General features: G+C 38.3%; 25 protein-coding genes. 12 read left to right on the top strand and 13 right to left on the bottom strand.

Annotated features, from left to right (window positions below; all coding sequences use genetic code 11):
• Positions 1–2: 2 nt before the first annotated feature.
• Together KSK37_RS10225 and KSK37_RS10220 are read right to left on the bottom strand one after the other, a co-directional pair.
• Positions 3–977 carry an outer membrane protein assembly factor BamD gene (locus KSK37_RS10225; protein ID WP_217201249.1) on the bottom strand — a complete coding sequence of 325 codons (975 nt, stop codon included), beginning with the start codon at positions 975–977 and terminating at the stop codon, positions 3–5.
• A 154-nt stretch (positions 978–1,131) separates the two neighbouring features.
• Positions 1,132–1,758, bottom strand: coding sequence for a TetR/AcrR family transcriptional regulator (locus tag KSK37_RS10220; RefSeq protein WP_217201247.1), 627 nt, complete (start codon positions 1,756–1,758; stop codon positions 1,132–1,134).
• 90 nt (positions 1,759–1,848) lie between these two features.
• Between KSK37_RS10220 and KSK37_RS10215 the strand changes: the two genes are divergently transcribed.
• From KSK37_RS10215 to KSK37_RS10200, 4 genes are all read left to right on the top strand, one after another.
• Positions 1,849–2,478: a TatD family hydrolase gene (locus KSK37_RS10215; protein ID WP_217201245.1), complete on the top strand. Its 630-nt coding sequence runs from the start codon at positions 1,849–1,851 to the stop codon at positions 2,476–2,478.
• A gap of 1 nt (position 2,479) precedes the next feature.
• Positions 2,480–3,208 (top strand): tRNA threonylcarbamoyladenosine dehydratase, encoded by a 729-nt coding sequence (locus KSK37_RS10210; protein ID WP_217201243.1) that lies wholly within the window; start codon positions 2,480–2,482, stop codon positions 3,206–3,208.
• A gap of 35 nt (positions 3,209–3,243) precedes the next feature.
• On the top strand, positions 3,244–3,621 hold the full coding sequence (rnpA, locus tag KSK37_RS10205) for a ribonuclease P protein component (RefSeq protein ID WP_217201241.1): 378 nt from the start codon (positions 3,244–3,246) through the stop codon (positions 3,619–3,621).
• Between the two features lie 64 nt (positions 3,622–3,685).
• Positions 3,686–4,333: a DUF4126 domain-containing protein gene (locus KSK37_RS10200; RefSeq protein WP_217201239.1), complete on the top strand. Its 648-nt coding sequence runs from the start codon at positions 3,686–3,688 to the stop codon at positions 4,331–4,333.
• Between the two features lie 14 nt (positions 4,334–4,347).
• On the opposite strand, the gene KSK37_RS10195 is transcribed toward KSK37_RS10200, so the two are convergent.
• From KSK37_RS10195 to KSK37_RS10145, 11 genes are all read right to left on the bottom strand, one after another.
• On the bottom strand, positions 4,348–4,716 hold the full coding sequence (locus KSK37_RS10195) for a sulfite exporter TauE/SafE family protein (protein WP_246566472.1): 369 nt from the start codon (positions 4,714–4,716) through the stop codon (positions 4,348–4,350).
• A 29-nt stretch (positions 4,717–4,745) separates the two neighbouring features.
• A complete protein-coding gene (locus KSK37_RS10190; protein WP_088359005.1) occupies positions 4,746–6,596 on the bottom strand; it encodes a hypothetical protein in 1,851 nt (616 codons plus the stop codon).
• A 1-nt stretch (position 6,597) separates the two neighbouring features.
• Positions 6,598–7,143 carry an LPS assembly lipoprotein LptE gene (gene lptE / locus KSK37_RS10185; protein WP_088359004.1) on the bottom strand — a complete coding sequence of 182 codons (546 nt, stop codon included), beginning with the start codon at positions 7,141–7,143 and terminating at the stop codon, positions 6,598–6,600.
• Positions 7,144–7,195: 52 nt separating this feature from the next.
• Positions 7,196–8,479, bottom strand: a complete 1,284-nt coding sequence (locus KSK37_RS10180; RefSeq protein ID WP_217201237.1) for a sigma-54 interaction domain-containing protein — start codon at positions 8,477–8,479, stop codon at positions 7,196–7,198.
• 56 nt (positions 8,480–8,535) lie between these two features.
• Positions 8,536–9,984: a tRNA (N6-isopentenyl adenosine(37)-C2)-methylthiotransferase MiaB gene (gene miaB, locus KSK37_RS10175; protein WP_217201235.1), complete on the bottom strand. Its 1,449-nt coding sequence runs from the start codon at positions 9,982–9,984 to the stop codon at positions 8,536–8,538.
• A 95-nt stretch (positions 9,985–10,079) separates the two neighbouring features.
• The gene (locus KSK37_RS10170; protein ID WP_088359001.1) at positions 10,080–10,799 is read right to left on the bottom strand and encodes an energy transducer TonB; all 720 of its coding nucleotides are present in this window, start codon (positions 10,797–10,799) and stop codon (positions 10,080–10,082) included.
• Positions 10,800–10,802: 3 nt separating this feature from the next.
• Complete coding sequence (locus KSK37_RS10165; RefSeq protein ID WP_217201233.1) at positions 10,803–11,534, bottom strand: energy transducer TonB; 732 nt, start codon at positions 11,532–11,534, stop codon at positions 10,803–10,805.
• Positions 11,535–11,686: 152 nt separating this feature from the next.
• Entirely contained in the window at positions 11,687–12,169 is a 483-nt protein-coding gene (locus KSK37_RS10160; protein WP_144264857.1) for a hypothetical protein, read from the bottom strand.
• Between the two features lie 138 nt (positions 12,170–12,307).
• Entirely contained in the window at positions 12,308–13,507 is a 1,200-nt protein-coding gene (gene lysA / locus KSK37_RS10155; protein ID WP_088358997.1) for a diaminopimelate decarboxylase, read from the bottom strand.
• A 216-nt stretch (positions 13,508–13,723) separates the two neighbouring features.
• On the bottom strand, positions 13,724–14,950 hold the full coding sequence (locus tag KSK37_RS10150; protein WP_217201231.1) for a 3'-5' exonuclease: 1,227 nt from the start codon (positions 14,948–14,950) through the stop codon (positions 13,724–13,726).
• A gap of 53 nt (positions 14,951–15,003) precedes the next feature.
• Positions 15,004–16,530, bottom strand: a complete 1,527-nt coding sequence (locus KSK37_RS10145) for a helicase HerA-like domain-containing protein (RefSeq protein ID WP_217201229.1) — start codon at positions 16,528–16,530, stop codon at positions 15,004–15,006.
• A 138-nt stretch (positions 16,531–16,668) separates the two neighbouring features.
• On the opposite strand from KSK37_RS10145, the gene KSK37_RS10140 reads away from it, so the two are divergent.
• From KSK37_RS10140 to KSK37_RS10105, 8 genes are all read left to right on the top strand, one after another.
• Complete coding sequence (locus tag KSK37_RS10140; RefSeq protein ID WP_217201227.1) at positions 16,669–17,031, top strand: hypothetical protein; 363 nt, start codon at positions 16,669–16,671, stop codon at positions 17,029–17,031.
• A gap of 81 nt (positions 17,032–17,112) precedes the next feature.
• Complete coding sequence (locus KSK37_RS10135) at positions 17,113–19,137, top strand: TonB-dependent receptor domain-containing protein (protein WP_217201225.1); 2,025 nt, start codon at positions 17,113–17,115, stop codon at positions 19,135–19,137.
• Positions 19,138–19,228: 91 nt separating this feature from the next.
• Positions 19,229–19,672, top strand: coding sequence for a hypothetical protein (locus tag KSK37_RS10130; protein WP_217201223.1), 444 nt, complete (start codon positions 19,229–19,231; stop codon positions 19,670–19,672).
• Positions 19,673–19,701: 29 nt separating this feature from the next.
• Positions 19,702–20,502, top strand: coding sequence for a sulfite exporter TauE/SafE family protein (locus KSK37_RS10125; protein WP_088358991.1), 801 nt, complete (start codon positions 19,702–19,704; stop codon positions 20,500–20,502).
• A gap of 2 nt (positions 20,503–20,504) precedes the next feature.
• Positions 20,505–20,873: a hypothetical protein gene (locus tag KSK37_RS10120; protein ID WP_217201221.1), complete on the top strand. Its 369-nt coding sequence runs from the start codon at positions 20,505–20,507 to the stop codon at positions 20,871–20,873.
• A gap of 103 nt (positions 20,874–20,976) precedes the next feature.
• The gene (locus KSK37_RS10115; protein ID WP_217201219.1) at positions 20,977–22,383 is read left to right on the top strand and encodes an MBL fold metallo-hydrolase; all 1,407 of its coding nucleotides are present in this window, start codon (positions 20,977–20,979) and stop codon (positions 22,381–22,383) included.
• Between the two features lie 66 nt (positions 22,384–22,449).
• Positions 22,450–22,761 carry a rhodanese-like domain-containing protein gene (locus KSK37_RS10110; protein WP_088358988.1) on the top strand — a complete coding sequence of 104 codons (312 nt, stop codon included), beginning with the start codon at positions 22,450–22,452 and terminating at the stop codon, positions 22,759–22,761.
• 58 nt (positions 22,762–22,819) lie between these two features.
• The gene (locus tag KSK37_RS10105) at positions 22,820–23,125 is read left to right on the top strand and encodes a thioredoxin family protein (RefSeq protein WP_217201217.1); all 306 of its coding nucleotides are present in this window, start codon (positions 22,820–22,822) and stop codon (positions 23,123–23,125) included.
• Position 23,126 lies beyond the last annotated feature (1 nt).

The raw sequence follows: 23,126 nt of genomic DNA, 5'->3' as shown, positions 1-23,126 counted from the left end.
GCTTATTTTTTGATTTTGAAAGTCGCAGCCGGTGCGGGTGTAGAAAGTGCTGCGCTGTCCCGTTTGATCTGATCTGCTTTTTTCTCTGCATCACGCTGATCTTTTTCCTGATTCAGTCTTACTTCTTCTGCTCTCTGCTTATCCTGAATTTCTTTTTTTCTGGCCTCCACCTTTTTTTCAAGCTCCAGGAAGTTCTCTTTTTCTTTTGCAAGTTTGTTTCTTAAGTCGAGCGCCGTTTTAGCGTTTGCTGAATTTGGCATTTCTCTTTCTACCTGTTTTGTAAAAGCAATAGCGTTTTCAATACGGTCTTTTTTAAGGTCATAAACGGAATTTACTGCAAGCTCATATTTCGATTTCAAAATGTACTCATAAATTTTATCCGCCAGTTTAGTACTCGGGAAATCATTCAGTACATTTTCGAAAGCAACGTTAGCGGCTTTATAATCAGCCATTTTGTAGTATTGCTTTGCGTTTTCGTACGCTTTGAATTCCAGTTTGTAAGTCAGTTCATCAATCAGTTCGTTGATGTTTTTTGATTTTTCTGAATTCGGGTAACTGGTAAGAAAATTCTGAAGTTCGTTGATGGCAAGATCTGTACTTGTCTGATCAAGATTATAATCCATAGAACCTTCATAGAAACATAATGCTGACATATAAGCCGCGTCTTCCGCACGTTTATCCTGCGGGAATGTCACTGAGAAATTCTTGAACTGGTGACCTGCCAGTTTGTAGTTTTTATCGTAATAATTGGCGTACGCCGAATTGTACACTACATTCGGTGCATCGTCCGTCCCGGCAACAAGGTTAGATAATCTTTCGTACAATGCGAGCGCATCTGCCCACTTTTTCTTTTCGAATTTTTCGTTGGCAACTTTAAGGATATAATCTTTATCTGCACTTTTCATCGCTAAATCCTGCTGTCTGTTACAAGCCGACAAAGCAAAAAATGCAAGTAATACTATCAAATATTTTTTCATAAATCTTTTATAGCAGAAATAATAAATGTTTTTCTGCGGTTCAGGTTGCAAAAATATAATTTTTTTGTCAATAGATTTTTTTTTATGATAATTTAACTAATAAATTATCGGTATAACAGCTATTTTGATCTTCAATCTAATAAAATCACCAAATTTAGTACGCTGTATATCCAACCAATGAAAAAACTGTTACCAAAAGATTAGCGAGGATTTTCTTTTCTGCATCCTGTAAATAATTTTCTTCTTTACCGGAAACATAGAGTTCATAGAAATTTTTATTGCGGATCACAAACAGGGAAGATCCTACGATCAGAGTCAGGATATCTTCAGGTTTTGGCGCGTTGGTGAACACTCCGGAAGCAACTCCTTTTTTAATGACATCGTCAATTTTGGTGGTAAAAGTGGTGTAAAACTCAAGAAGGTCATCTTTAAGATGTTCGGTGTGACGAAGTTCCTGAGTTACAAATCCATGGAAATAATTGAATTTAAATAATTGATTTACAACATATTTGATCAGTTCTTTCATTTGCATTTCCGGTTTTCCGTCTTTGATGATTTCCGCAAATTCCGCAAAACTTTCTCTCGTTTTCTGTACCCGGTAACGGTAGAGATAGGACATCATTTTTTCCTTCGATCCGAAGTAATAAGATATCATCGCAACGTTGATATTGGCGTTCGTGGAAATATCACGGATTGAAGTTCCTTCAAAACCTTTTTTAGCGATCAGTTTTTCAGCAACATCCAAAATATGAATCTGTTTTTCGGAGAATTTCTTCTTCATCTTTGTTTATTTTGAGTAAAGTTAAGTAATTTTTAACAGAATTTAAAACGATTGTTTAATAATTAGGCATATAATTTTATACTTTTGAGTATGGAGTTTTTCGATTTTCATCATCACGATTTCGACAGAAATTTTGGTATTTACAACTTGAAGCTGAACGAAGAACCGCCGGAAAACTTCTTTTCTGCCGGAATTCATCCGCAAGCAATTTCAGAAAATATTGAAGCGGATTTTGCCTGGATAAAAGAAATTTCAAAGCTTGGAAATTGCGTTGCTATTGGCGAATGCGGTTTGGATGGATTAATAAAGGTGGACGAAAAATTACAGGAAGAGGTTTTTGAAATGCAGATAGAATTAGCCAACGAGCTGAATAAACCTTTAATAATTCACTGTGTAAAAAGATTTTCGCAAGTAATCCGTTTCAGAAAGAAAGCGAAAGTGCCGGTGATTATTCATGGTTTCAATAAAAGAAAAAGTATTGGCGATGAACTGTTTAAAAATCAATTTTACTTAAGTTTTGGAAAGTCAGTGTTGTATAATGTAAATTTGCAGGATTTTTTAAAGGGTTTTCCTCTTGATCAAATTTTTATTGAAACCGATTCTGCTGATTTTGAAATCAAGGAATTATATCAGAAAGTTTCGGAATTAAAAAACCTCGGCTTGGAAGATTTTACGCTAAAAATCAAAGAAAACCTCAAAAATTTACAAATTCCCATATAAAATGCAGAAAAAGTGGCTTGAACGTACCGAACTTCTTATCAAAGAAAAAGGCATTGAAAAACTCCGCAATGCCAATCTTCTTATTGTCGGTTTGGGTGGCGTCGGTTCTTTTGCCGCAGAATTCCTGGCGAGATCCGGTGTGGGAAAAATGACGATCGTTGACGGTGATGTGGTAGATATTACCAATATCAATCGGCAATTGCCCGCTCTTCACTCCACCATCGGAAAATCGAAAGTGGAAATTGTTGCGGAACGTATTTTAGATATTAATCCAGATCTGGAGCTAACCAAAATCAATGACTTCCTGAATCCCGAAAGTATGGAAGAAGTAATTGATTCTCAGAAATTTGATTATATTCTTGATTGTATTGACAGTGTAGCTCCAAAGATCACTTTGATCAAAACTGCAAAACGGAAAAAAATAAAAATTGTGAGCTGCATGGGCGCCGGCGGAAAAGTGGATCCGGCAAAAGTGATGGTTCGCGACATCAGCAAAACCTATAATTGCTATCTTGCAAAAAATGTAAGAAAACGTCTCAAAAAAGAAAAAATCAATAAAGGTATCCGTTGTGTTTTTTCCAACGAAATACAGGCCGAAGAAAGTCTAAAAATGACTGACGGAAGCAACTACAAAAGGTCTTTTTACGGAACGATAAGTTTTATTCCGGCAATTTTTGGTCTTTACGCGGCCGCCGAAGTGATCAATTATCTGATGAAAGAATCGAAATAGAAGTCAAATTCATTACCAATAAAGCAAAATATATTTTGAATCAAAAATATCCGACACGGGAAAAACTCAAACAGAAAAGAGAAATCGATTTGCTTTTTGGAAAAGGTAAGTGGCAGAGCTGCGGTGATCTGCGGATCATTTCTATTAATCTGGACAAAAAACCTCAGGAAGATTTTTCACTTCCGAACCAGAAAGTCGGGGTTTCGGTTTCAAAAAGATATTTTAAAAAAGCAGTAGACAGAAACCGGATAAAAAGACTGCTGCGTGAAGCGTACCGTTTTAATAAAGATGTCTTCACAGAAGCTTTCGGAACTCATTCTTTATCAATGATTTTCTGGGTTTCCAAAGAAAAACCTGCCGATCTGAAATCACTGGAAGAAAATTTCCTAACCCTCTGTAAATCAAAAAAATAATTTTCAACCTGTTAGCATACTTTTTGTAAATTTGGTTGGATTAAACAATTAATTTTTACAAAAAATGCTGGATCATATTCCTTATTTACCTTATTTAATCAGCGCTTTTATCGGAATCGGACTTGCTGCTGCAACGGGTTTCAGAGTTTTTCTGCCGATGTTTGCTGTAAGTTTGGCGACCTATATGGGCTGGATTCCGATGAACGAAAATTTTCATTGGCTGGCCGGGCTTCCGACTTTGATTACCACAGGAATAGCCACGGTGGTTGAGATTCTGGCGTATTATATTCCTTATGTTGATCACCTTTTAGATACGATGTCAGTTCCATTGGCGACCATTGCAGGTTCCGTGATGTTTGCGAGCCAGTTTGCGGATATCGGGACTTTTCCTCAATGGGCTTTAGCTTTAATTGCCGGCGGAGGAACCGCAGCTGCGATAAGCTCAGGATTTGCAGGAACACGAGCAGCATCAACGGCTACAACTGGAGGTTTGGGAAATTCTGTCGTCGCGACTACGGAGACAGCCGGCGCAGGAATCATGTCATTTCTGGCAATTGCAGCACCGCTGATCGCTTTTATTATCGCAATTATCTTGATTGTCGTTGTGTTGGTTTTAGGACGGAAATTATGGAGGAAATTCAGGGATTTTAATTCTGACAGAAACTCCAAAATAATCAATGTAGACGCCGTGGAAACTAAAAATCTGGAATAAAGTACTTGTGGAGCTTACTTCTGAAAGAACATCTTTATGGCAACGACGAACATCAGAATGGCAAATACTTTGCGCAGCATCTCCTGCGAAATGGTGATTGCGGTTTTGCTTCCAAGATAACTTCCCAAAACAAATCCGAGACAAAGTAGAAGCGTGGTTTTTATATCAACATTACCCGTTTTGTAATAATTCATTACACCCAGAATTCCTACCGGAAGAATAAGAAGTGCCAAAGTAGTGCCCTGCGCTTTGTGCTGTGTAAATCCAAACAAAAAAACCAAAACCGGTACCATAACAATACCGCCTCCGATGCCCACCAAACCGCTTAAATAGCCTGCTAATAATCCTAAAAAAATAAGTCCGATAATGATTATAACCTCCATTTTCATTTTTTTAATTTATTCTTGAAGTTTTATTTGTTCTGCCTTAATTCCCTGATCTGGTTTATTTTATTTTCGAAATGTTCCTTTTTATAGGGATGTTTTTCAGAAAGAATATGATAAGCTTTTATAGCTTTGGAGTAGAGTTTTTGTTCGGTGTAAAGGTTGGCCAAAGTTTCCGTCATTAAATGCGAAATATTATCGCCCTTCTCTTTCACAACAAAATCTGATTCTTCCTTTAGTTTAGAGATTTTGGGTTCTTTAACGATAAAGTCTTCAATTGCTTTTTCCTTGGAAATTGGCGTATTTTCATCACTTTTATCACTTTTTCTTTCTATTTTCAACCATTTTTGCCAGGTATTGATGAAAGTAGGGATGTTGCTGTCCGGGTTTTCAGTAACCGGTTCTTCAATACTTAAAATTTCATCAGCAGGCTCTTCAGTTTTTTCTGATTCAATAACAGAAACTTTTTGTGTGAAAAACGAAAGATTGAAAACGGGTCTGTCCTCAGTTTTTTCTTTGATTTTCTCTTCAATTTCTGAAAGAGCTTTTGGCTGATCACTGCTGCTTTCAAGCGGAGTGCCTTTTTCCTCCGAATGCTTTTTCTTCTGGTCAATCAGAGAATCCGGCGTGTTACCTGAAAACGACATTGGTTTCCATTCACTTTTTGCTGTAGTCGGAGCTTTAACGATTGTTTCAGTAGGAATAGAGTTAATTTCGGTCGGCTTTTGAATGTCCGTCTTTTTCCTGGAAATCGATTGCTGATCAATTTCAACCTCAGCTTCTTTCTGAGGATCCGAAATTTCTTCTGTCTGTTTTGAAACTTCAAAGCTTTGGGTTTCAAAAAAGTTCACCTCTTTATTTTGAGGAATTTCCTCTTCCTGAACTTTATCTTTTTTAGAGGATTTCATTTTTGCTTCCACTTCCGCAATTAAGCGCTGCATTTCATCTTCCTGCTTGTTTTGTACAGGTTTCGGAACGTGGTAAGATTCTGATTCAGAGGTGTTAGGAGATATTTTTATCTCAGGAAGAAAATCTTCCATTCCATGGAAACTTAATGCTTCCGGATTTGTAATAACCGGTTGTTCTTCACTAATTCCAACTTCATTTACTATGACTTCAGTACTCTCGGTTTCTTCTTTTTCGAAAATACTTTCTTCAGATTTTGCAGAAGTTTCAATTTTGGTTTCGGGTAAAAACTCTTCAATTCCGTGGAAACTTAATTCCGAATCATCGTCAAGAGTAACTTCTTCCTGTGAAATTTCAGTTTCAATAACGACGGTTTCGGGAGTGAAAGCTTCCATGTCTTCGGTTTCAGATTCGGTTGGAATAACTTCGGTATTTTCCGGTTCGGTGGTTTTTACCGGTTCTTTTTCAATGGTTTGGGTAACAATTGATCCCGATTCCAGCGTGGATTCAAGATCTATGACATCATTGTCCTGCTCCAGGAAATTTTCTTCTCCTTCAAATAAGATCCGGTTTAATTCGCCATTTACATAAACAGGTTTCGATTCATGCTCAGGAGTCTCGTCAGCTTCATGAGTTGCATTTTTTGGAGTTTCGGAAGGAAGAATTGGGAATGATTGTTTAGGGATCTTGTAAATCACATCTCTCTTTGTTTCCACAACTGTTTGCCCGGTATTTTCAGCGGTCGCTTTTTTATTGATAAACTGATAAAGGATTTTTTTATCCGTGGTATAAGCTGCGGTTGTTGAAAGTACCGACTGGTAATTTTCAGGACTGTATTTGTGAATTCCAAACAAATATAACGCCCTGATATTCTGAATATAAGGATGCTTTTTGATTTCCAGATTCAGCAGATCTAAATCTTGATTCTGGAATAATTCGGGATTTTTTATTAATTCTAAAACTCGTGGATTCATCTTACCAGTTGGCTACAATATCGTTAAAAATTTTATTGATGATTCTCTCGTTCACCACTTTCACCTGAGAAGCTTCTATGGTGTTGATATCCAGATCGCTGCTGAAAACCGCTTCGTCTGAATAGCTTCTGTCAAAACTTTTATCCGGTTCTATTTTGTTTTCGTAATGCACTTTCACTGCAATGGTCAGTTTATTCTGTGCTGCCTGAATATTGCCTCCGGGCGCATTAACGGCGCTGGAAATAGTAGTCGGCGTAATGGAATAATCGGTGATTTCACCTTCAATTAAAATATCCGGATTTTCGGCAGCGCCTTTCAGCGTTGTTCTTTGCAGAAATCTGTTTTGAATGTCCGTAGAAAACTGCTGTGCTAAACTTGGATTCATCAGCGCTGCATTATTGGGGAAATCTTTGATCAGTATTGTTTTGGTTTCAGGGCTCAGGGAAGAACCTGTAAAACTGTAACAGTTCTGCAAAAACATCGGCAAAAGTAGCGTGAGCCCAATTTTAAGGCCGGAAAATATATTGTTTTTTAAACTTAAATTCATAACTAAACGGTCAAACTTTATTCTTGAGTTTTTACAGTTTTGCTTTTCGCAATTATTCTTCCAGATTGTACTGCTTTATTTTTCGGTACAGGGTTCTCTGTGAAATGCCAAGCTCGTCTGCAGCCTTGTTTCGTCTGCCTTTGTGCTTTTCCAGTGCTTTGACAATCAGTTCTCTTTCGTTGTTTTGAAGGGAAAGCGAATCAGCCTTAGTTTCCTCAATTTCAATATCTTCTACGTCACCGTAATCATCATTTCCTTCAGAAATAATTGTAGAATTCTGGAACTGATTGGCATTATTGTTTTCAAAATACAGCAGTGAGTTGGAATTCTGAACCTGTGTTTCAGGCGTGAAAACTCTGTTGATGAGATTTTTCTCCTGATTGCTGAAGTCAGTGTTTCCTCTGTTTTTAATGAGTTCCGAAGTTAATGATTTTAAATCATTTAAATCATTTCTCATGTCGAAAAGGATCTTGTACATAATTTCTCTTTCCGAATTGAATTCTGAATTAGAAATGCCCAAGCCTTTTTTCTGTACCACCGCCGGCAGATTTGCCTGCATAGGAATATATTCTGCCAGTTTTACAGAATTAATGCTTCTGTTCTGCTCCACAACAGTCATCTGTTCCACGAGGTTTCTTAGCTGCCGGATATTTCCGGGAAAAGGATAACTTTCTAGATAATTTACAGCATCATCGGTTAAAACCAGTTCAGGCATTCTGTATTTTTCGGCAAAATCCACAGCAAATTTGCGGTATAATAAATGGATATCGCCTTTTCTTTCTCTCAAAGGCGGCATATCAATCTGAACAGTGTTCAGACGGTAATACAAATCTTCACGGAATCTTCCGTCATTGATTGCGCCAAGCATATTTACATTGGTTGCAGCAACAATTCTCACGTCAGTTTTCTGAATTTGGGAAGAACCTACTTTCATAAATTCGCCGCTTTCCAAAACCCTGAGCAAGCGCACCTGAGTCTGTAAAGGCAATTCGCCTACTTCATCAAGGAAGATCGTTCCGCCATCAGCCACTTCAAAATATCCTTTTCTGGTAGAAGTTGCACCTGTAAAAGCTCCTTTTTCATGACCGAAAAGTTCAGAATCAATAGTTCCTTCCGGAATTGCTCCGCAGTTTACTACAATATAAGGCTGATGCTTTCTGCGGGATTCGCCGTGAATTATTTTCGGAATAAACTCCTTTCCAACCCCGGATTCTCCCATTACCAATACAGAAATATCAGTAGGAGCAACCTGGATTGATTTTTCCAGAGCGCGGTTGAGCGCCGGATAATTTCCGATGATTCCGAAACGTGTTTTTATGGATTGTAAATCTGTCATTTTTAATTTTAATTGAGTTAGTGCAAATAAAGCAGTGATTTCTCTAAAAATTAAATTTATGCAGAAACCTCAGTTACCGTTTTCCCTAAAAGTGTTCCCTGTGTATTGCCGTGGACAAAAACAGACACAATGTCGCCTAATTTCTGTCCTTCCAGTTTATCGAAAACACAAACTGCATTTTGGGAGTTTCTGCCTTTCCATTGGTTTTCGTTCTTTCTTGAAGTTCCCTCAATAAGAATTTCATGAGTTCTGCCGACGTAGCCCTGCATTCTTTTACGGGAAAGTTCTCCCTGTAAAGCGATTACTTCAGCCAGTCTTCTTTGCTTTACATCAGCGGGAATATCGTCTTCCATTTTTTTATGAGCCGGCGTTCCGGGTCTTTCGGAATAGGCGAACATGTAACCGTAGTCATATTCTACCTCTTTCATTAAAGAAAGCGTAAGTTGATGATCTTCTTCGGTTTCACCGCAAAATCCAATAATCATATCCTGTGAAAAAGAAATATCAGGAACGATTTCTTTTCCTTTTTTAATAAGATTCAGATATTCCTGACGCGTGTGCTGACGGTTCATCTTTTCCAGAATTCTGTCGCTTCCGCTTTGTACGGGAAGGTGAACATAATTACAGATATTGTCGTGTTTTGCAATCATCCGGAAGACCTCTTCATTCATCTCATGAGGATTGGAGGTTGAAAAACGGATTCGCATTCCCGGAACTGCAACAGCAACCATATCAAGAAGTTGTGCGAAGGATATTGCAGTAAGTTTCTGCATTTCGGAAGCATTTTTGAAATCTTTTTTCGGTCCGCCGCCGTACCAAAGATAGGAATCAACATTCTGACCGAGAAGGGTAATTTCTTTGTAGCCGCTGTTCCATAAATTCTGACATTCCTCGATAATTGAATGGGGATCACGGCTTCTTTCGCGTCCGCGCGTAAACGGAACTACACAGAAAGTACACATATTATCACATCCCCGGGTAATGGTAACGAAAGCGGTAACACCATTTCCGCCGAGACGGACAGGATTGATGTCTGCGTACGTTTCTTCTTTGGAAAGAATTACATTAATGGCATCTCTACCACCGTCGGTTTCTTTCAATAAATTTGGTAAATCCCTGTAAGCATCAGGGCCAACCACGAGATCAACCAACTGTTCCTCATCCAGAAATTTGGTTTTCAGACGTTCAGCCATACAACCAAGCACGCCTACGGTAAGATTTGGTTTCTCTTTTTTTAAGTTTTTAAACTGAGACAGACGCATTCTCACGGTCTGTTCAGCTTTTTCACGGATGGAACAGGTATTGAGTAAAATTAAATCGGCCTCTTCTGCTTTTAAAGTTGTGTTATAACCCTGTTCGTTCAAAATAGAAGCAACGATTTCAGAATCTGAAAAATTCATCTGGCAACCGTAACTTTCAAGAAACAGTTTTTTAGAATTAGTAGGTTTTTCTGCGATGGCGAAAGCTTCACCCTGTTTGGTTTCGTCTATATATTTTTCCTGCACTTTGTAAGATTTTGGACCTCCCGTATAGGTGTAAAACTATCCGTGAGGTATTAAAATGCAAAGATAGGAATTTTGTGACAGAATGGCAGGAGTTTTTATTCCATTGCGAAAGCCAGAGGCAATTTAAAACGTGATCTCACTGGAATACCGTGGATGCTCCCTGGAGTCCATTTATTTTTTATTTTTGAAATGCTGGTGATTACCATATCATCGAATGGTTTAAAGCCTGTTGTTTCTACAAGCTCTATATTGCTCATCTTTCCGTCGGCTTCAATGATAAAAGTAACCAAAAGCTTAAATTTTCCGTCAAATTTGAAACGGGTCAAATCAATACTTTGCAATACTTTTTGCCGGAATTTATTAATTCCGCCCTCATACTCCGGCAATATCATATCGTTTACCGGATCGTAACCTTCTTTTAAATCCTGAAAAAGCTCATGAGGTATAATCCAGAAACCTGTTACAGCCGGCACTTTTTTTCCATCAACAACAGCGGGGTTCCAGCCGGTTAGATATTTTGCAACTTCTTTGGAAAGCTCCAAAGCGCATTTATTCTGTTCTGAACTTACAGGATCTTCATTTTTCACATACTTGATGGTCTTGTCAGGATATATCAAAACTCTGAAATTGAAACTTTCGTTTTTATTGCTGCAAGGTTGGAGTTTTTTTTCGACAATTACCTTTCGGAAATCCTTATAGAACTGGATGTTTCCTCCGGTATAGTCGGTCTGGTCTTCCGGGTAAGCATAAATGTCCTGAGAAAAATATGAGTTAAAGGCAAAAAAGGTAAAAAGTAAAAATAATTGATATTTCATGCACTAATCTTTTGGATCTGTAATGGCGGTTAACTGATATTTGAATCTGAAATCTACGGGTTGGCCGTTGATGGTTGCGGGCTTCCATTTCTTTTTCATTTCTTTAAATGCGTAAAAAACCATTCGGTCAAATTCTTCCAGACCTGTTTTTTTAGTCAGCACAATATCTTTTATTGTGCCTTCTTTGGATATTAAAAATTCAGCTTCTACAGTAAACCGATCATTCCAATCGAATCTTCTCAAGTCAAGATTTGCAAGAAGTTGTTTTTTAAAATAATCAAGATGATTTTCTTCATGGCTGTTATAGCGTGGATAGGTAATTGAAGGTGAATAATCTGTTTTGTCACTTTTAAAAAGGTCATCAGGGAAAATCATAAAGTTGGCTATGGCCGGCTGTTTTATTCCGTCTACTGTTGACGGATTCCATTTGATCATCTTTTTTGCAACTTCTCTTGCAAGTTCAGATGCGCATCTGTTCGCTACGAGATGATTCTGATGCAGATCTTTGATAAAATTAATGGAACCATCGGTATTTATAAGAACCGAAAATTGGTAAAATTCGGATTTATTCTCGCAGGGCAGCAAGTTTTCCTCAACAATAATATCGTGAAAGTCTTTGTAATATGCGCCATAGCCTCCGCTGTAAGGCGTCTGGTTTTCCGGGAAACTACCTAAAATCTGAGTAAAGAACAATACTGGGCTAAAAAGAAGTAAAAGAAAGTAATTTTTTATCATGTGATTTCATTTAAAAATAAATGTCTTTTTCCTCGGTTTGCTGTTTTTTTGCTGTGCAACATGAAAACTCGTAAAAAGATCAAAAAAGAGATGTAGTTTAAATTTTTTAAAGTTAAAAGAAAACTTTGCAGTTGTCCGCAAAGCTTTTTACTTTAGATATCAAAACTGTCTGTTCTGAAATTCACTTTTAGCCGTAGTTTTGAATCTACAGGCACTCCGCTGCAACTGCCCGGTGTCCATTTTGTGGTTATTTTTTTTAAAGCCATTTCCAGATCACGGTAAAGCAAGTTGCTGTTCGGTACCTCTGGTTTTAGTTGGAAACTTTCCAGTTTACCTGATTTATTAATGGAAATCTGAAGTTCAAAAGTGCCGTTTACAGAGTAAACCCCGGAATTCACCACACTTTGCATGTTCTGGTAAAGTGTGCGCTTAAAGGCGTTTTCGCCGCCGGGAAATTGTGCATAGACTGCGTTATCGCATTTCAAGCGATAAAATTCCAATGGGTTGTTGAGTTCATAAAAAACAGATATTTTGCCAAGTTCCTTCGTATTTTCACTAATATCATTGTCTTCTACGAGATATTGGGCATGGCCATATGTGAAAGAAAATACTAATAATATCAATAACTTTTTCATTGTGTGAATTTTGATTAAAGTTACTGTTTTTTTGAGGTAACTTAAAATTTAGCGAGTGTTTTTTAGTTTCTATGTCCGAAATAATCGTTCTCCAAACTTCTATTAATGATGTAATTGGATTTTAGTGGGTAAAGTAATTTACAACACCTCAATCTGGTTTTTCAGCAAGTCTTCAAATTCGTCGCGTTTTCTGATCAAATGTGCTTTTCCGTCAAGGAACAGTACCTCCGCAGGTTTCAGTCGGGAGTTAAAGTTTGAACTCATTTCGAAACCATAAGCCCCGGCGTTTCTAAAAACGAGAATGTCGCCCTCGCGAACTTCGTTTAACTTTCTGTCCCAGGCGAAAGTGTCAGTTTCACAGATGTTTCCGACAACGGTGTAAATTCTTTCAGCGCCTTTAGGATTGGAAAGATTTTCGATGATATGATACGAATCGTAAAACATTGGGCGGATCAGATGGTTGAACCCTGAGTTGATTCCTGCAAAAACCGTTGCTGTCGTCTGTTTGATGACATTTGTTTTTACAATAAGATGACCGCTTTTGCTTACCAGATATTTTCCGGGTTCGAACCAAAGTTCAAATTTTTTACCTGATTCCTGCGAAAAATCACTAAGTGCTTTTTCTACTTTTTTGCCGAGCGCTTTAACGTCCGTTTCCATGTCACCTTCCTGATAAGGAACTTTAAAGCCGCTTCCCATATCCAGATATTTCAGGTTAGGAAAATGTTCGGCAAGACTGAACATGATTTCCAGGCCTTCAAGAAAAACATTTGGATCCTTGATTTCGCTTCCGGTATGCATGTGAAGTCCTTCTACATTGATGTTGGTGGTTTTCATCACGCGCTCAATATGACGGAGCTGATGAATGGAAATCCCGAATTTTGAATCGATGTGTCCGGTCGAAATTTTATAGTTTCCTCCGGCAAAAATGTGTGGATTAATTCTCACAAAAATGGGATAGGAATCACCGTATTTGTTTCCGAACTGTTCCAAAATCGACATGTTATCAATATTGATATGGACTTTGCAAGACATGGCTTCTTCGATTTCAGCCAAATCAACACAGTTTGGGGTGAAGAGTATTTTTGCTGGTTCGAAACCGGCTTTCAGTCCAAGTTTTACTTCATTTATCGAAACGCAGTCCAGATTACCACCCAGACTTTTAACGTATTTTAGAATATTAATATTTGAGAGCGCTTTGCAGGCATAGAAAAACCTCGTGCTCTTATGAAAAGACGAAGTAAGTTTTTCGTATTGAATTTTAATGGATTCGGCGTCGTACACGTAGGTAGGCGTGCCATATTGTTCAGCAATTTTTAACAGATCTTTGTTGGTCATTTTATCATTTAATTTAAAATAAAAAAAAGCAAGCCCCGAAAGAGCCTGCTTGATTATTTGGTTATCAATATTCAGCTCTTAACACACCATATTTCCCTTAGAGGACATCTTTTTCCCCTTAGAAGTAACTTTCTTTATTGATGTAAAAGCATTCATATTTATGTGATTTCTGAAATTTTTTTCAAAAATAATTTTTTTTATTTAATTCTGCACTATTTATTTTGATGGTATTGCCGAAATTTCAAAATCACCACGCAAAAGCGCCAGTTTCAGGTCGTTCTCCAAATCAGCTGCTGATGTTTCTATATTGATTCTTAAAGCTGTAATTTTTTTCAGAGTGTTGATTTGGGTATGAAGTTCGTAAAATCCATAACTTTTCAGATGTCCTTTTTCAAAAATGAGAAAAGATTTTTCACCTAAGGTCCGGCCTGCGGACAGCCACATTTCCGTTCTGTTTTTCAGACTTATTGCTTTTGTCAATTCGTCCGGGTCAACAAATCTTGTTTGGCTTTTGATGAAACTTACCGCTTTAAGGCCTTGGGTGAATGATTTGAATTTCAACAGAGGTTTACCTTCTTTCTGACTGGAAATTTTCTCTACAAAATATTTCCCGTTTTTATGATAAAGCCCGAACTGAAGTGTTTCGCGTTTTCTCAAACCTTTGCTTTTCATCATGAGTTTAGCAAGAATATCATTTCCTGTTAAATCATAATGAATCTGTTCAACATCTTCCTGAATCTGTTTCCAGCGTTTTGATTTTGAATTGAAAATAACTTTCGAAAACTTGCTTAAATCATCCACGAAATCACAGAAAATAATTTTTCCTTCAGCGTTCTGCAGATAGATAATTCCTCTTTCGAAGGGCAAGTCCTGAGTGAGGTTTCTTACTTTGTTGAGGTAGGTTTTAGCATTGAATTCTTCATGATGCTGCTGAATGATTTCGGAATCTTTGTCCTTAATCATCAAAAGTTTAAAAAGGTCTAAAGTTGCCCGTGCATCTCCGGAAGCGCGGTGCTGATCGAGTAAAGGTATCCCCAGCGATTTTACCAGTTTTCCTAAAGAATAACTTTCGGCCTCAGGAATTAGTTTCTTTGCTAGTGGAATGGTGTCTAAAGTATTGATTTTGAATTCGTAACCAAGGCGTTTGAATTCCTGTCTAAGCATTCTGTAATCGAAATCGATATTGTGACCGACTAAAGTGGTGTTTTCGGTTATTTCGACCACTCTTTTTGCAATTTCATGGAATTTAGGAGCTGTTTTCACCATTTTAGGCGAAATTTTGGTCAGTTTCTGGACAAATGGGGTGATGTCGCTTTCGGGGTTTACCAATGAAATAAATTGGTCCACAATTTCGTGACCATCGTATTTATAAACGGCAATTTCAATGATGCTTTCTTTCCTGAAACCTGCTCCGTTACTTTCTATATCAATTACTGAATACATTGTTTTTTATACTACTTCTTTTACCATCGGCCATTGCCGAAAGCCGGCGCAATTTACCTTCTTCTTCCGCCCAAACCAAACATTCCCAATACAAATTTTGCGCCTTCTCTCGCCAGAGTCGTGGTGAAGGTTCTTCCTGCTCTGGATTTCATTACGGATTCAAAAACTCCCGGTTCTTCTTTTACGGGCCGTGTTGGCTGAGTTGGAGCTGCATTCTGTACGGCCTGTTCCATGCGGCTGGTCAGCATTTCGTAAGCGGAATCTTTATTCACAGTTTGTTCATATTTAGCAACTAAAGCCGAGCGGGATGTTAAATCTGAAACTTCAGCATCGTTCAGGATATCCATTCTTGATTCCGGAGAAATCAGATAGGTGTGGACCAGCGGGGTCGGAATCCCTTTTTCATCCAGCGCAGTGATGAATGCTTCCCCAATCCCTAAATTCTGAATAAGTTCGTCTGCTTTATAATATTCTGTGATAGGATAGTTTTCAACAGCTTTTGAAATTTCTTTTCTGTCCTTTGCAGTAAATCCGCGCAGTGCGTGCTGAATTTTCAATCCAAGCTGTGATAAAACGTTTTCGGGAACATCACCGGGAATTTGGGTAATGAAATAAATCCCAACGCCTTTAGAGCGGATGAGTTTTACCATTGTTTCAAGCTGATTCAGCAGTGCTTTGGAGGCTTCATTAAAAATTAAATGCGCTTCATCAATAAACAGTACGAGTTTTGGTTTCCCGGAATCACCTTCTTCAGGAAATGTCATGTAAATCTCTGCAAACAGCGAAAGCATAAAAGTTGAAAACAGCTGCGGACGGCTTTGAATATTGCCAACTCTCAAAATGTTTACCACTCCTTTTCCGTCCCTCTGCTGCAATAAATCTTCCACATCAAAACTTGGTTCCCCAAAAAACTGCGCGGCTCCCTGCTGCTCTAAAGCTACGATGGAACGGAGGATAGCGCCAAGTGATGCGGGCGCGATTGATCCGTAATTATTGGCTAAATCAGCTTTTCCCTGAGGGTTATCTGTAACATATTGCAGTACTTTTTTCAAATCATCCAAATCGATCAGGGGCAAACCTTTGTCATCGCAATATTTGAAAACAATTGAAATAATACTCTGCTGAGTATCATTAAGTTCCAGTATTTTTGAAAGTAAAACTGGCCCGAATTCGGTAACGGTTGCTCTTAATTTCACCCCTTTTTCCCCTGAAATGGTCATCAGTTCAACGGGAAAAGCCTGAGGCTGATAAGGTAACTGGGTTTTGGCATATCGTTCGGAAATGATGGAATTTTCAGTACCCGGTTCGGCAATTCCTGAGAAATCCCCTTTGATATCCAAGACTAAAGAAGGAATTCCGAGATGTGAAAGCTGCTCAGCAAAAACCTGCAGCGTTTTGGTTTTCCCGGTTCCTGTCGCGCCGGCAATTAAACCGTGTCTGTTAATGGTTTTCAGTGGGATTTTTACATCTACTTCGGTCACCACTTCTCCGTCGAGCATTCCTTTTCCTAAAGTGATATAATCTCCTTTTGCTGAATATCTTGCGGAAAGTTCCTCGATAAATTTCGCTTTATCTGCCATTTGTTTTAATGTGTTTTAAACTATAAAGATAGAAAATATTGAGAATTATATATTTTTTTATTTAAAAAATAAATATTCCATAAAATGATGAAAGTCATTTTAATTCAGATAAAAATGTCTTAATTTTAACCCCGTAAAATGAAACGCTTTTTCACGTACATATTGTCCATCATTATTTTCACTGCGAGTTTTCAGAACTCCCTGCTGATGATTGATTATCAGATCAACAGGGATTTTTACGAAATCCACTGTGTTAATAAATCTAAACCTGAGATGAACTGTCACGGGAAATGTCAGATGAAAAAGGAATCGGATAAAACTTCAAGTTTTGTCAATCTGGTTAAATATTCATTTGAATTTAATCTCATTCCTTCAAAATCTGCAGAATTTAATCTCAGTAGAGTCGAAAATGATGATTTTAAGAAAGCCGGTTTTATTTATTCTACAGAAATTGTGCGCTTAGGTTTCCATACCATCGATCCTCATCCGCCACAAATTTGATTTTACCTTTTCAACAAAATTACTGTGCCCTTTTTAGTGATACAGCAGTAATTCTTTTTCAAAAAATCAAATTTTAAACGCATGAAAAATTTAAATACAATTATTTTTCAGCAGGGTAAGTATGCTTTTGCGGCACTTTGTCTGCTGATTTCAAATCTCCTTTTCTCTCAGGAAAGCACAGATTCTCTCTATCAGAATATAGAAGTGGTGAAAATCACGAAACTTTTACCAAAAAACAAAGAAAAAATTGAAACTCAGAATTCCGATTTACTCAGCCACGATGCGGGGAAATTCCTTCAGCAGGTTCCTGAAATTTCAGGGATTAAAAAGGCCGGAAATTATGCAACAGATCCGGTTTTGCGCGGATTTAAATATGAACAGCTGAACATCGTTATCGATGGTGCCTCCAATGCGGTAAATGCCTGCCCGAGCAGAATGGATCCTGCAGTAAGCCAGGTCAATATGAATATGGTAAAGGAAGTTGAGATTTTCAAAGGTCCTTATCACTTCCGTCACGGCAATGCCTTGGGCGGTACGATTAATTTTATAACAATTCCTCCTGTTTTTTCTGATAAAACCAATGTAAACGGAAGGATTTCTCTGGGTTACGAAAGCAATGGAAATATTTTGAGAAATGAGGGTTTTGCGCAGCTTTCATCGAAAAAAATAGTCTGGGATGTTTTCGGTTCTTATCAGAAAGGCGACCGCTACAAAGACGGAAACGGTAATGAAGTGCGTTCTGCATTCTTGAGGTATAATGTGGGGACAAAAGCTAATTTTAAATGGAACGAAAATAACACCACGAATGTTCAGATCAATTCAAACCAAGGCCGGGACGTGGAATTTGCTGCCCTGAAAATGGATCTGCTTTTTGATAAAACGTGGATGGTTCAATTAGGCCATTTGGCGGAATTTCAGAATTCTCTTTTGAAGAATATTAATTTCAATTCCTATTTTTCGATCGTTGAACATTCAATGGGAACAGCCGATCAGTCGATGGTTTCAGACGTCAGGACCAGAACTTACGGTTCAAGGGCAGAAGCAAAATTTGCTAAAAATAAAAATGTTTTCTACTCCGGTTTCGATTACAAACATGAAGAGGCGGTTAACATAAGTTCAAAAATGACGATGGCAATGCCGATGATGACGGACGGAACCTCATGGCAGAATTCACATATCGATCAGTTGGGATGGTTCGGTGAATATCAGCATTTCTTCAGCAACTCAAAACTTACGGCTTCGCTGAGGCTGGATTATAACGAAGCCAATGCGGAAGATCCTTCCAAACTGTTTACCAGTCTTTACGGAAACATGAAAGCTGAAGATTTCAATCACAGCTTGAGTTTAGGCTACAGTTATGGAATTACCAAAAACACTCAGCTTGCCATCTGGATGGGAAGAGCGCAGCGCAGCGCAAGTTTAACGGAAAGATATATCAACCGTTTTCCCGTTGGTGCCGATGATTATCAGTATGTCGGAAATCCTTTATTGAAGCCGGAAACCAATAATCAGGCTGACCTTATTTTTACGCATAAGAAAGAAAAAATTTATTTCCAGATTGATGGGTTTTACTCCCTGATGCAGGATTATATTTCCGGCGTTGTGCGTTCGGATATTAAGCCCAACTCGATGATGGTTCCCGGGACAAGACAGTTTCAGAATATTGAAAAAGCTTTCAGAGCAGGCGTTGAAGCAAATTTTAACTGGAAATTTTTACCAAAATACCGAACAGAAATGGCCGTAGCTTACACTTACGGTGAAGATCTGAATACCAAAAACCCGCTTCCGGAAATCGCTCCGCTGGATTTCAGGTGGAGAATGGAAGCTGATTTTTCTCCGGTCGTTTTTGGATTTCAGTACCGTTTTGCTGCGACTCAGAAAAGAATCAATCCTGAGTTTGGGGAATTTGTAACGAAAGACTTTTCGCTGCTTGATTTTAATGCGAAGTATAATGTGTTTAATAATGCTTTCTTAAGTTTTGAAGTGTCAAATATTTTTAACAGAGCTTATGCCGAACATTTGAGCCGCACGCTTTCAGGCATGAGTCATCAGAGGATTTTAGAGCGTGGAAGAAGTTTTAACTGCGCGTTTACCTACCGTTTTTAATAAAGAGTAAACTACTGCTTTCTTTGGTGATTTCAGCAGCATCAAAACTGCTATTTTTTTATTAAATTTGTTAAATCTCAAATTGAAAGTGATGAAAAGAGCTGAAATCCTTTTAAAGATTATTGAGGAGCAGAAAAAGGTCATAGAAAGCCTGCAACAATCTGTTAATCAATATAGAAATGAATCTGATATGGATGAGGAAAGCACCCACGATCCTGAAGATTTTTCTCACCAGACGGAAGCCAAAGATATGCAGCTGCGGTTCGAAAAGACCATTAAAACGGCTGAGCAAAATCTCAGGTTTCTGGAAAATGAAAAGGAAAAATCGCATGAGAAGATTGAGAACGGCTGTCTTATCGAAACTGATAAAAACTTTTTGTTTGTGGGAATCTCGGTTCCGATTTTTAAAATTGAAGATAAAGAGGTCATTTCTTTTTCTGAAGAAGCTCCCGTTTTTGAAAATATCAGAGGTAAAAAGGTAGGAGAGCAGGTAAAAATCAGAGATGTGTCATTTGTCATTCAGTCATTCAGCTAATTTTAATAATTTAAAACTCAACAACTACATTGGAAATTATCGGATATCTTTCTGCAATCATCATCGGATTAGTGATGGGGCTTATTGGTGGTGGCGGAAGTATTTTAAGCGTGCCTATTTTTGTGTATGTTTTTGGTTTTGATGCTGTTACCGCAACGGCGCTTTCGCTTTTCGTAGTGGGTGTTACGAGTCTGGTAGGCTCTGCAGGATTTATCAGGCATCAGCAGATTGATTTTAAAACTGCGTTTATATTCGGAGTTCCCTCAATTTTGGGAGTGCTCTTTTCCCGACGATTAGTGTTGCCGCATCTGCCGCATTATATCATTCATAAGTGGGGAATTACCCTGACAAAAGATATGTTTTTGCTGCTTCTTTTTGCTATTCTGATGCTCATCGCTTCATTCAAAATGATCAGAAAAATCGAAAGGCCGAGACTGAGTAAATATGAGGAAACCAATTATACCATCCTTATTTCGCAAGGTCTTCTGGTAGGAATCATTACCGGGCTGATAGGAGCGGGCGGTGGATTTTTAATTGTTCCGGCCTTGGTGATGCTTTTAGGTATTCCGATGAAAAAGGCGGTAGCAACTTCGCTTTTTATCATCTCGATGAATTCGATTCTGGGGTTTGTAAGTACGATGGCCATGGTAAAACATGATTGGTTTTTCCTTCTAAGTTTCAGTGCCTTATCAGTGGTAGGAATTTTTGTCGGAATCGGGATTTCCAAGAAAATGGACGGCAGAAAACTGAAACCTCTTTTCGGATGGATTGTTCTCGGAATGGGCATATTCATCATCATCAAAGAAATATTTTTAAAACAACAATTTTAAATATGAGAAATTTATATGCAGCAGTTTTTGCTTTGTTAATCATGAATTCATGTAACAAGGAAGAAATCAATACGCAGAATCAAGCCGAGATTACGAAGCCGGCTTCGACAGAAATCAGTCAGGTTCAGGAACCTTTAAAACTTAAAAACAGCAAAGGCGAGGAATTAAGCGTAACCTATCTGGCAGAAGGAGATGTGGTAGGAGTGAAAATTCAGAAAACCGGTGAAGGCGAGCAGAAGCTTTCAGCCAAAACAACCAATTTAAGCGGTAATCCTATTTTCAGCAATGAGAATTATATGTGGGAAATGACGCATGAAGGAAAAGCAGGAAAGCTATCTGACAAAGACGGAAACGCATCAGAGTATCAATAAAGTGCGCGATGTTTATTGATTGATTCAATCAATAACTTTGTTTTTGATCGTATTTTGATATAATTATCACGAAATTTGCAGGAGCAAATTCAAAAATTAAAAAATGAAAATAGAGCAAATATATACGGGATGTTTAGCACAGGGCGCTTATTACATTGTTTCTGAAAATGAAGCCGTAATTATCGATCCTTTGCGGGAAACAAAACCTTACATCGACAGGCTTGAAAAAGATGAGGTCAAACTCAAGTATATTTTTGAAACGCATTTTCATGCAGATTTTGTCTCGGGACATTTGGATCTTTCGAAAAAAACAGGTGCTCCAATTGTCTACGGACCGACGGCAGAACCTGAATTCGATGCAATTATTGCCGAAGATAACCAGATTTTCAAAGTTGGAAAGATCGCTATTAAAGTGTTGCACACTCCAGGTCATACCATGGAAAGTTCAACTTTTCTGCTGATTGATGAAACAGGAAAAGAAACCGCTGTTTTTTCGGGTGATACTTTGTTTTTAGGAGATGTTGGCCGACCCGATCTGGCACAGAAATCTGCTCATATGACTCAGGAAGAACTTGCAGGATTACTTTATGAAAGCCTTCAAAACAAAATAATGCCTCTTGCTGATGACATTGTTGTTTATCCTGCTCACGGTGCAGGCTCAGCGTGTGGAAAAAATATGCAGAAGGAAACGGTGGACACTTTAGGAAATCAGAAAAAGACCAATTATGCGCTCAATCAGCCTGACAAAGAATCCTTTGTGAGAGAGGTTTTGGACGGTCTTTCCGCGCCGCCGAAATATTTCGGAATGAATGTAGCGTTAAACAAAGGCGGTTACGAAACGTTCGAAAATGTGCTTGAAAAAGGGAAAAGGCCCATCGCGCTGGAAGATTTTGAAGAAGTCGCTGAAGATACAGGTGCATTGATTTTAGATACAAGAAATGCAGCAGATTTTCATAAAGGATTTGTTCCCAGATCAATAAATATTGGATTAAAAGGTGATTTTGCTCCTTGGGTAGGCGCAATGATTGTAGACGTACATCAGCCGATTTTACTGGTTTCAGATTTAGGAACAGAAGAAGAAGTGATCACAAGACTTTCGAGAGTGGGTTTTGATAATGTTCTGGGTTATCTCGAAGGCGGGTTTGATTCATGGCAAAACTCGGCGAAGGAAATTGATGTCATTCACAGGATTTCTGCGGAAGAATTCGCCAAAAAATTTAATGAATCTTCAAAAGTTATCGATGTCAGAAAGGAAACTGAATATGACGCCGAACATGTAAATGATGCTTTCCGCAGACCGCTCGCAGATATTAATGAATGGGCAGTTTCGCTTGATAACGAAGAACATTTCTTTATTCACTGTGCCGGAGGTTACCGAAGCATGATTGCTGCAAGTATTCTGAATTCCCGCGGGATTAGAAATTTCACCGAAATTGAAGGAGGTTTCAATAAAATTAAAGAGACTGAAGTACCGAAAAGCAATTTTGTCTGTCAAAGTAAAACACTGTAAATTAGAACTGTCTGTTTGTTTTTGAACGCGGACGTTCATTTTGTACAAAACTTAAAAAAAAGATTGATGTTTGACCGTATTAAAAAACTGTTCAGTGGAAAGACCGTTAATTTTAAAGAACTTGTAAAAAACGGCGCGCAGATTGTTGATGTAAGAACACCTGCAGAATTCAGCAGCGGAAGCATCAGGAATTCTAAAAATATTCCTTTGCAGGAACTGGTTGCAGAAATGAAAAAAATGGATTTGAAAAAACCGGTTATCACCTGTTGTGCAAGCGGTATGAGAAGTTCCTCGGCCAAAGTTCTGCTTGAACAGAACGGTTTCGAAGCTTATAACGGAGGAGGCTGGCTGAGTCTTCAGAAAAAACTGAACCAGTAAAGCGGTTCTTAATTAAAGTTTCAGGGATATGTTTCCCCTAAATTAATATTAAAAAGATATGTCACAGAAATTTCAGGAGCTTATCAATTCAGAACGCCCGGTGTTGGTGGATTTCTTTGCAACGTGGTGCGGACCGTGCAAAGTGCAGTCATCAGTTTTGACGACGGTGAAAGAAAATATTGGCGACCTTGCAAGAATTGTAAAAATAGATGTCGATCAGTTTCCCGCGATCGCAGCAGAATATGGCGTTCGTGGTGTTCCCACGTTGGCGGTGTTCAAAGATGGAAATCTTCTTTGGAAAGAAAGCGGAGTTCATGATGTGAATACACTTACTTCTCTTCTGAATGATTTTGCAAATAAATAAT

Source organism: Kaistella soli (assembly GCF_019038595.1).
GTDB lineage: Bacteria > Bacteroidota > Bacteroidia > Flavobacteriales > Weeksellaceae > Kaistella > Kaistella soli.
The sequence above is the reverse complement of the archived record's forward strand: the minus strand, read 5'-3'. Positions and strand labels throughout refer to the sequence as shown.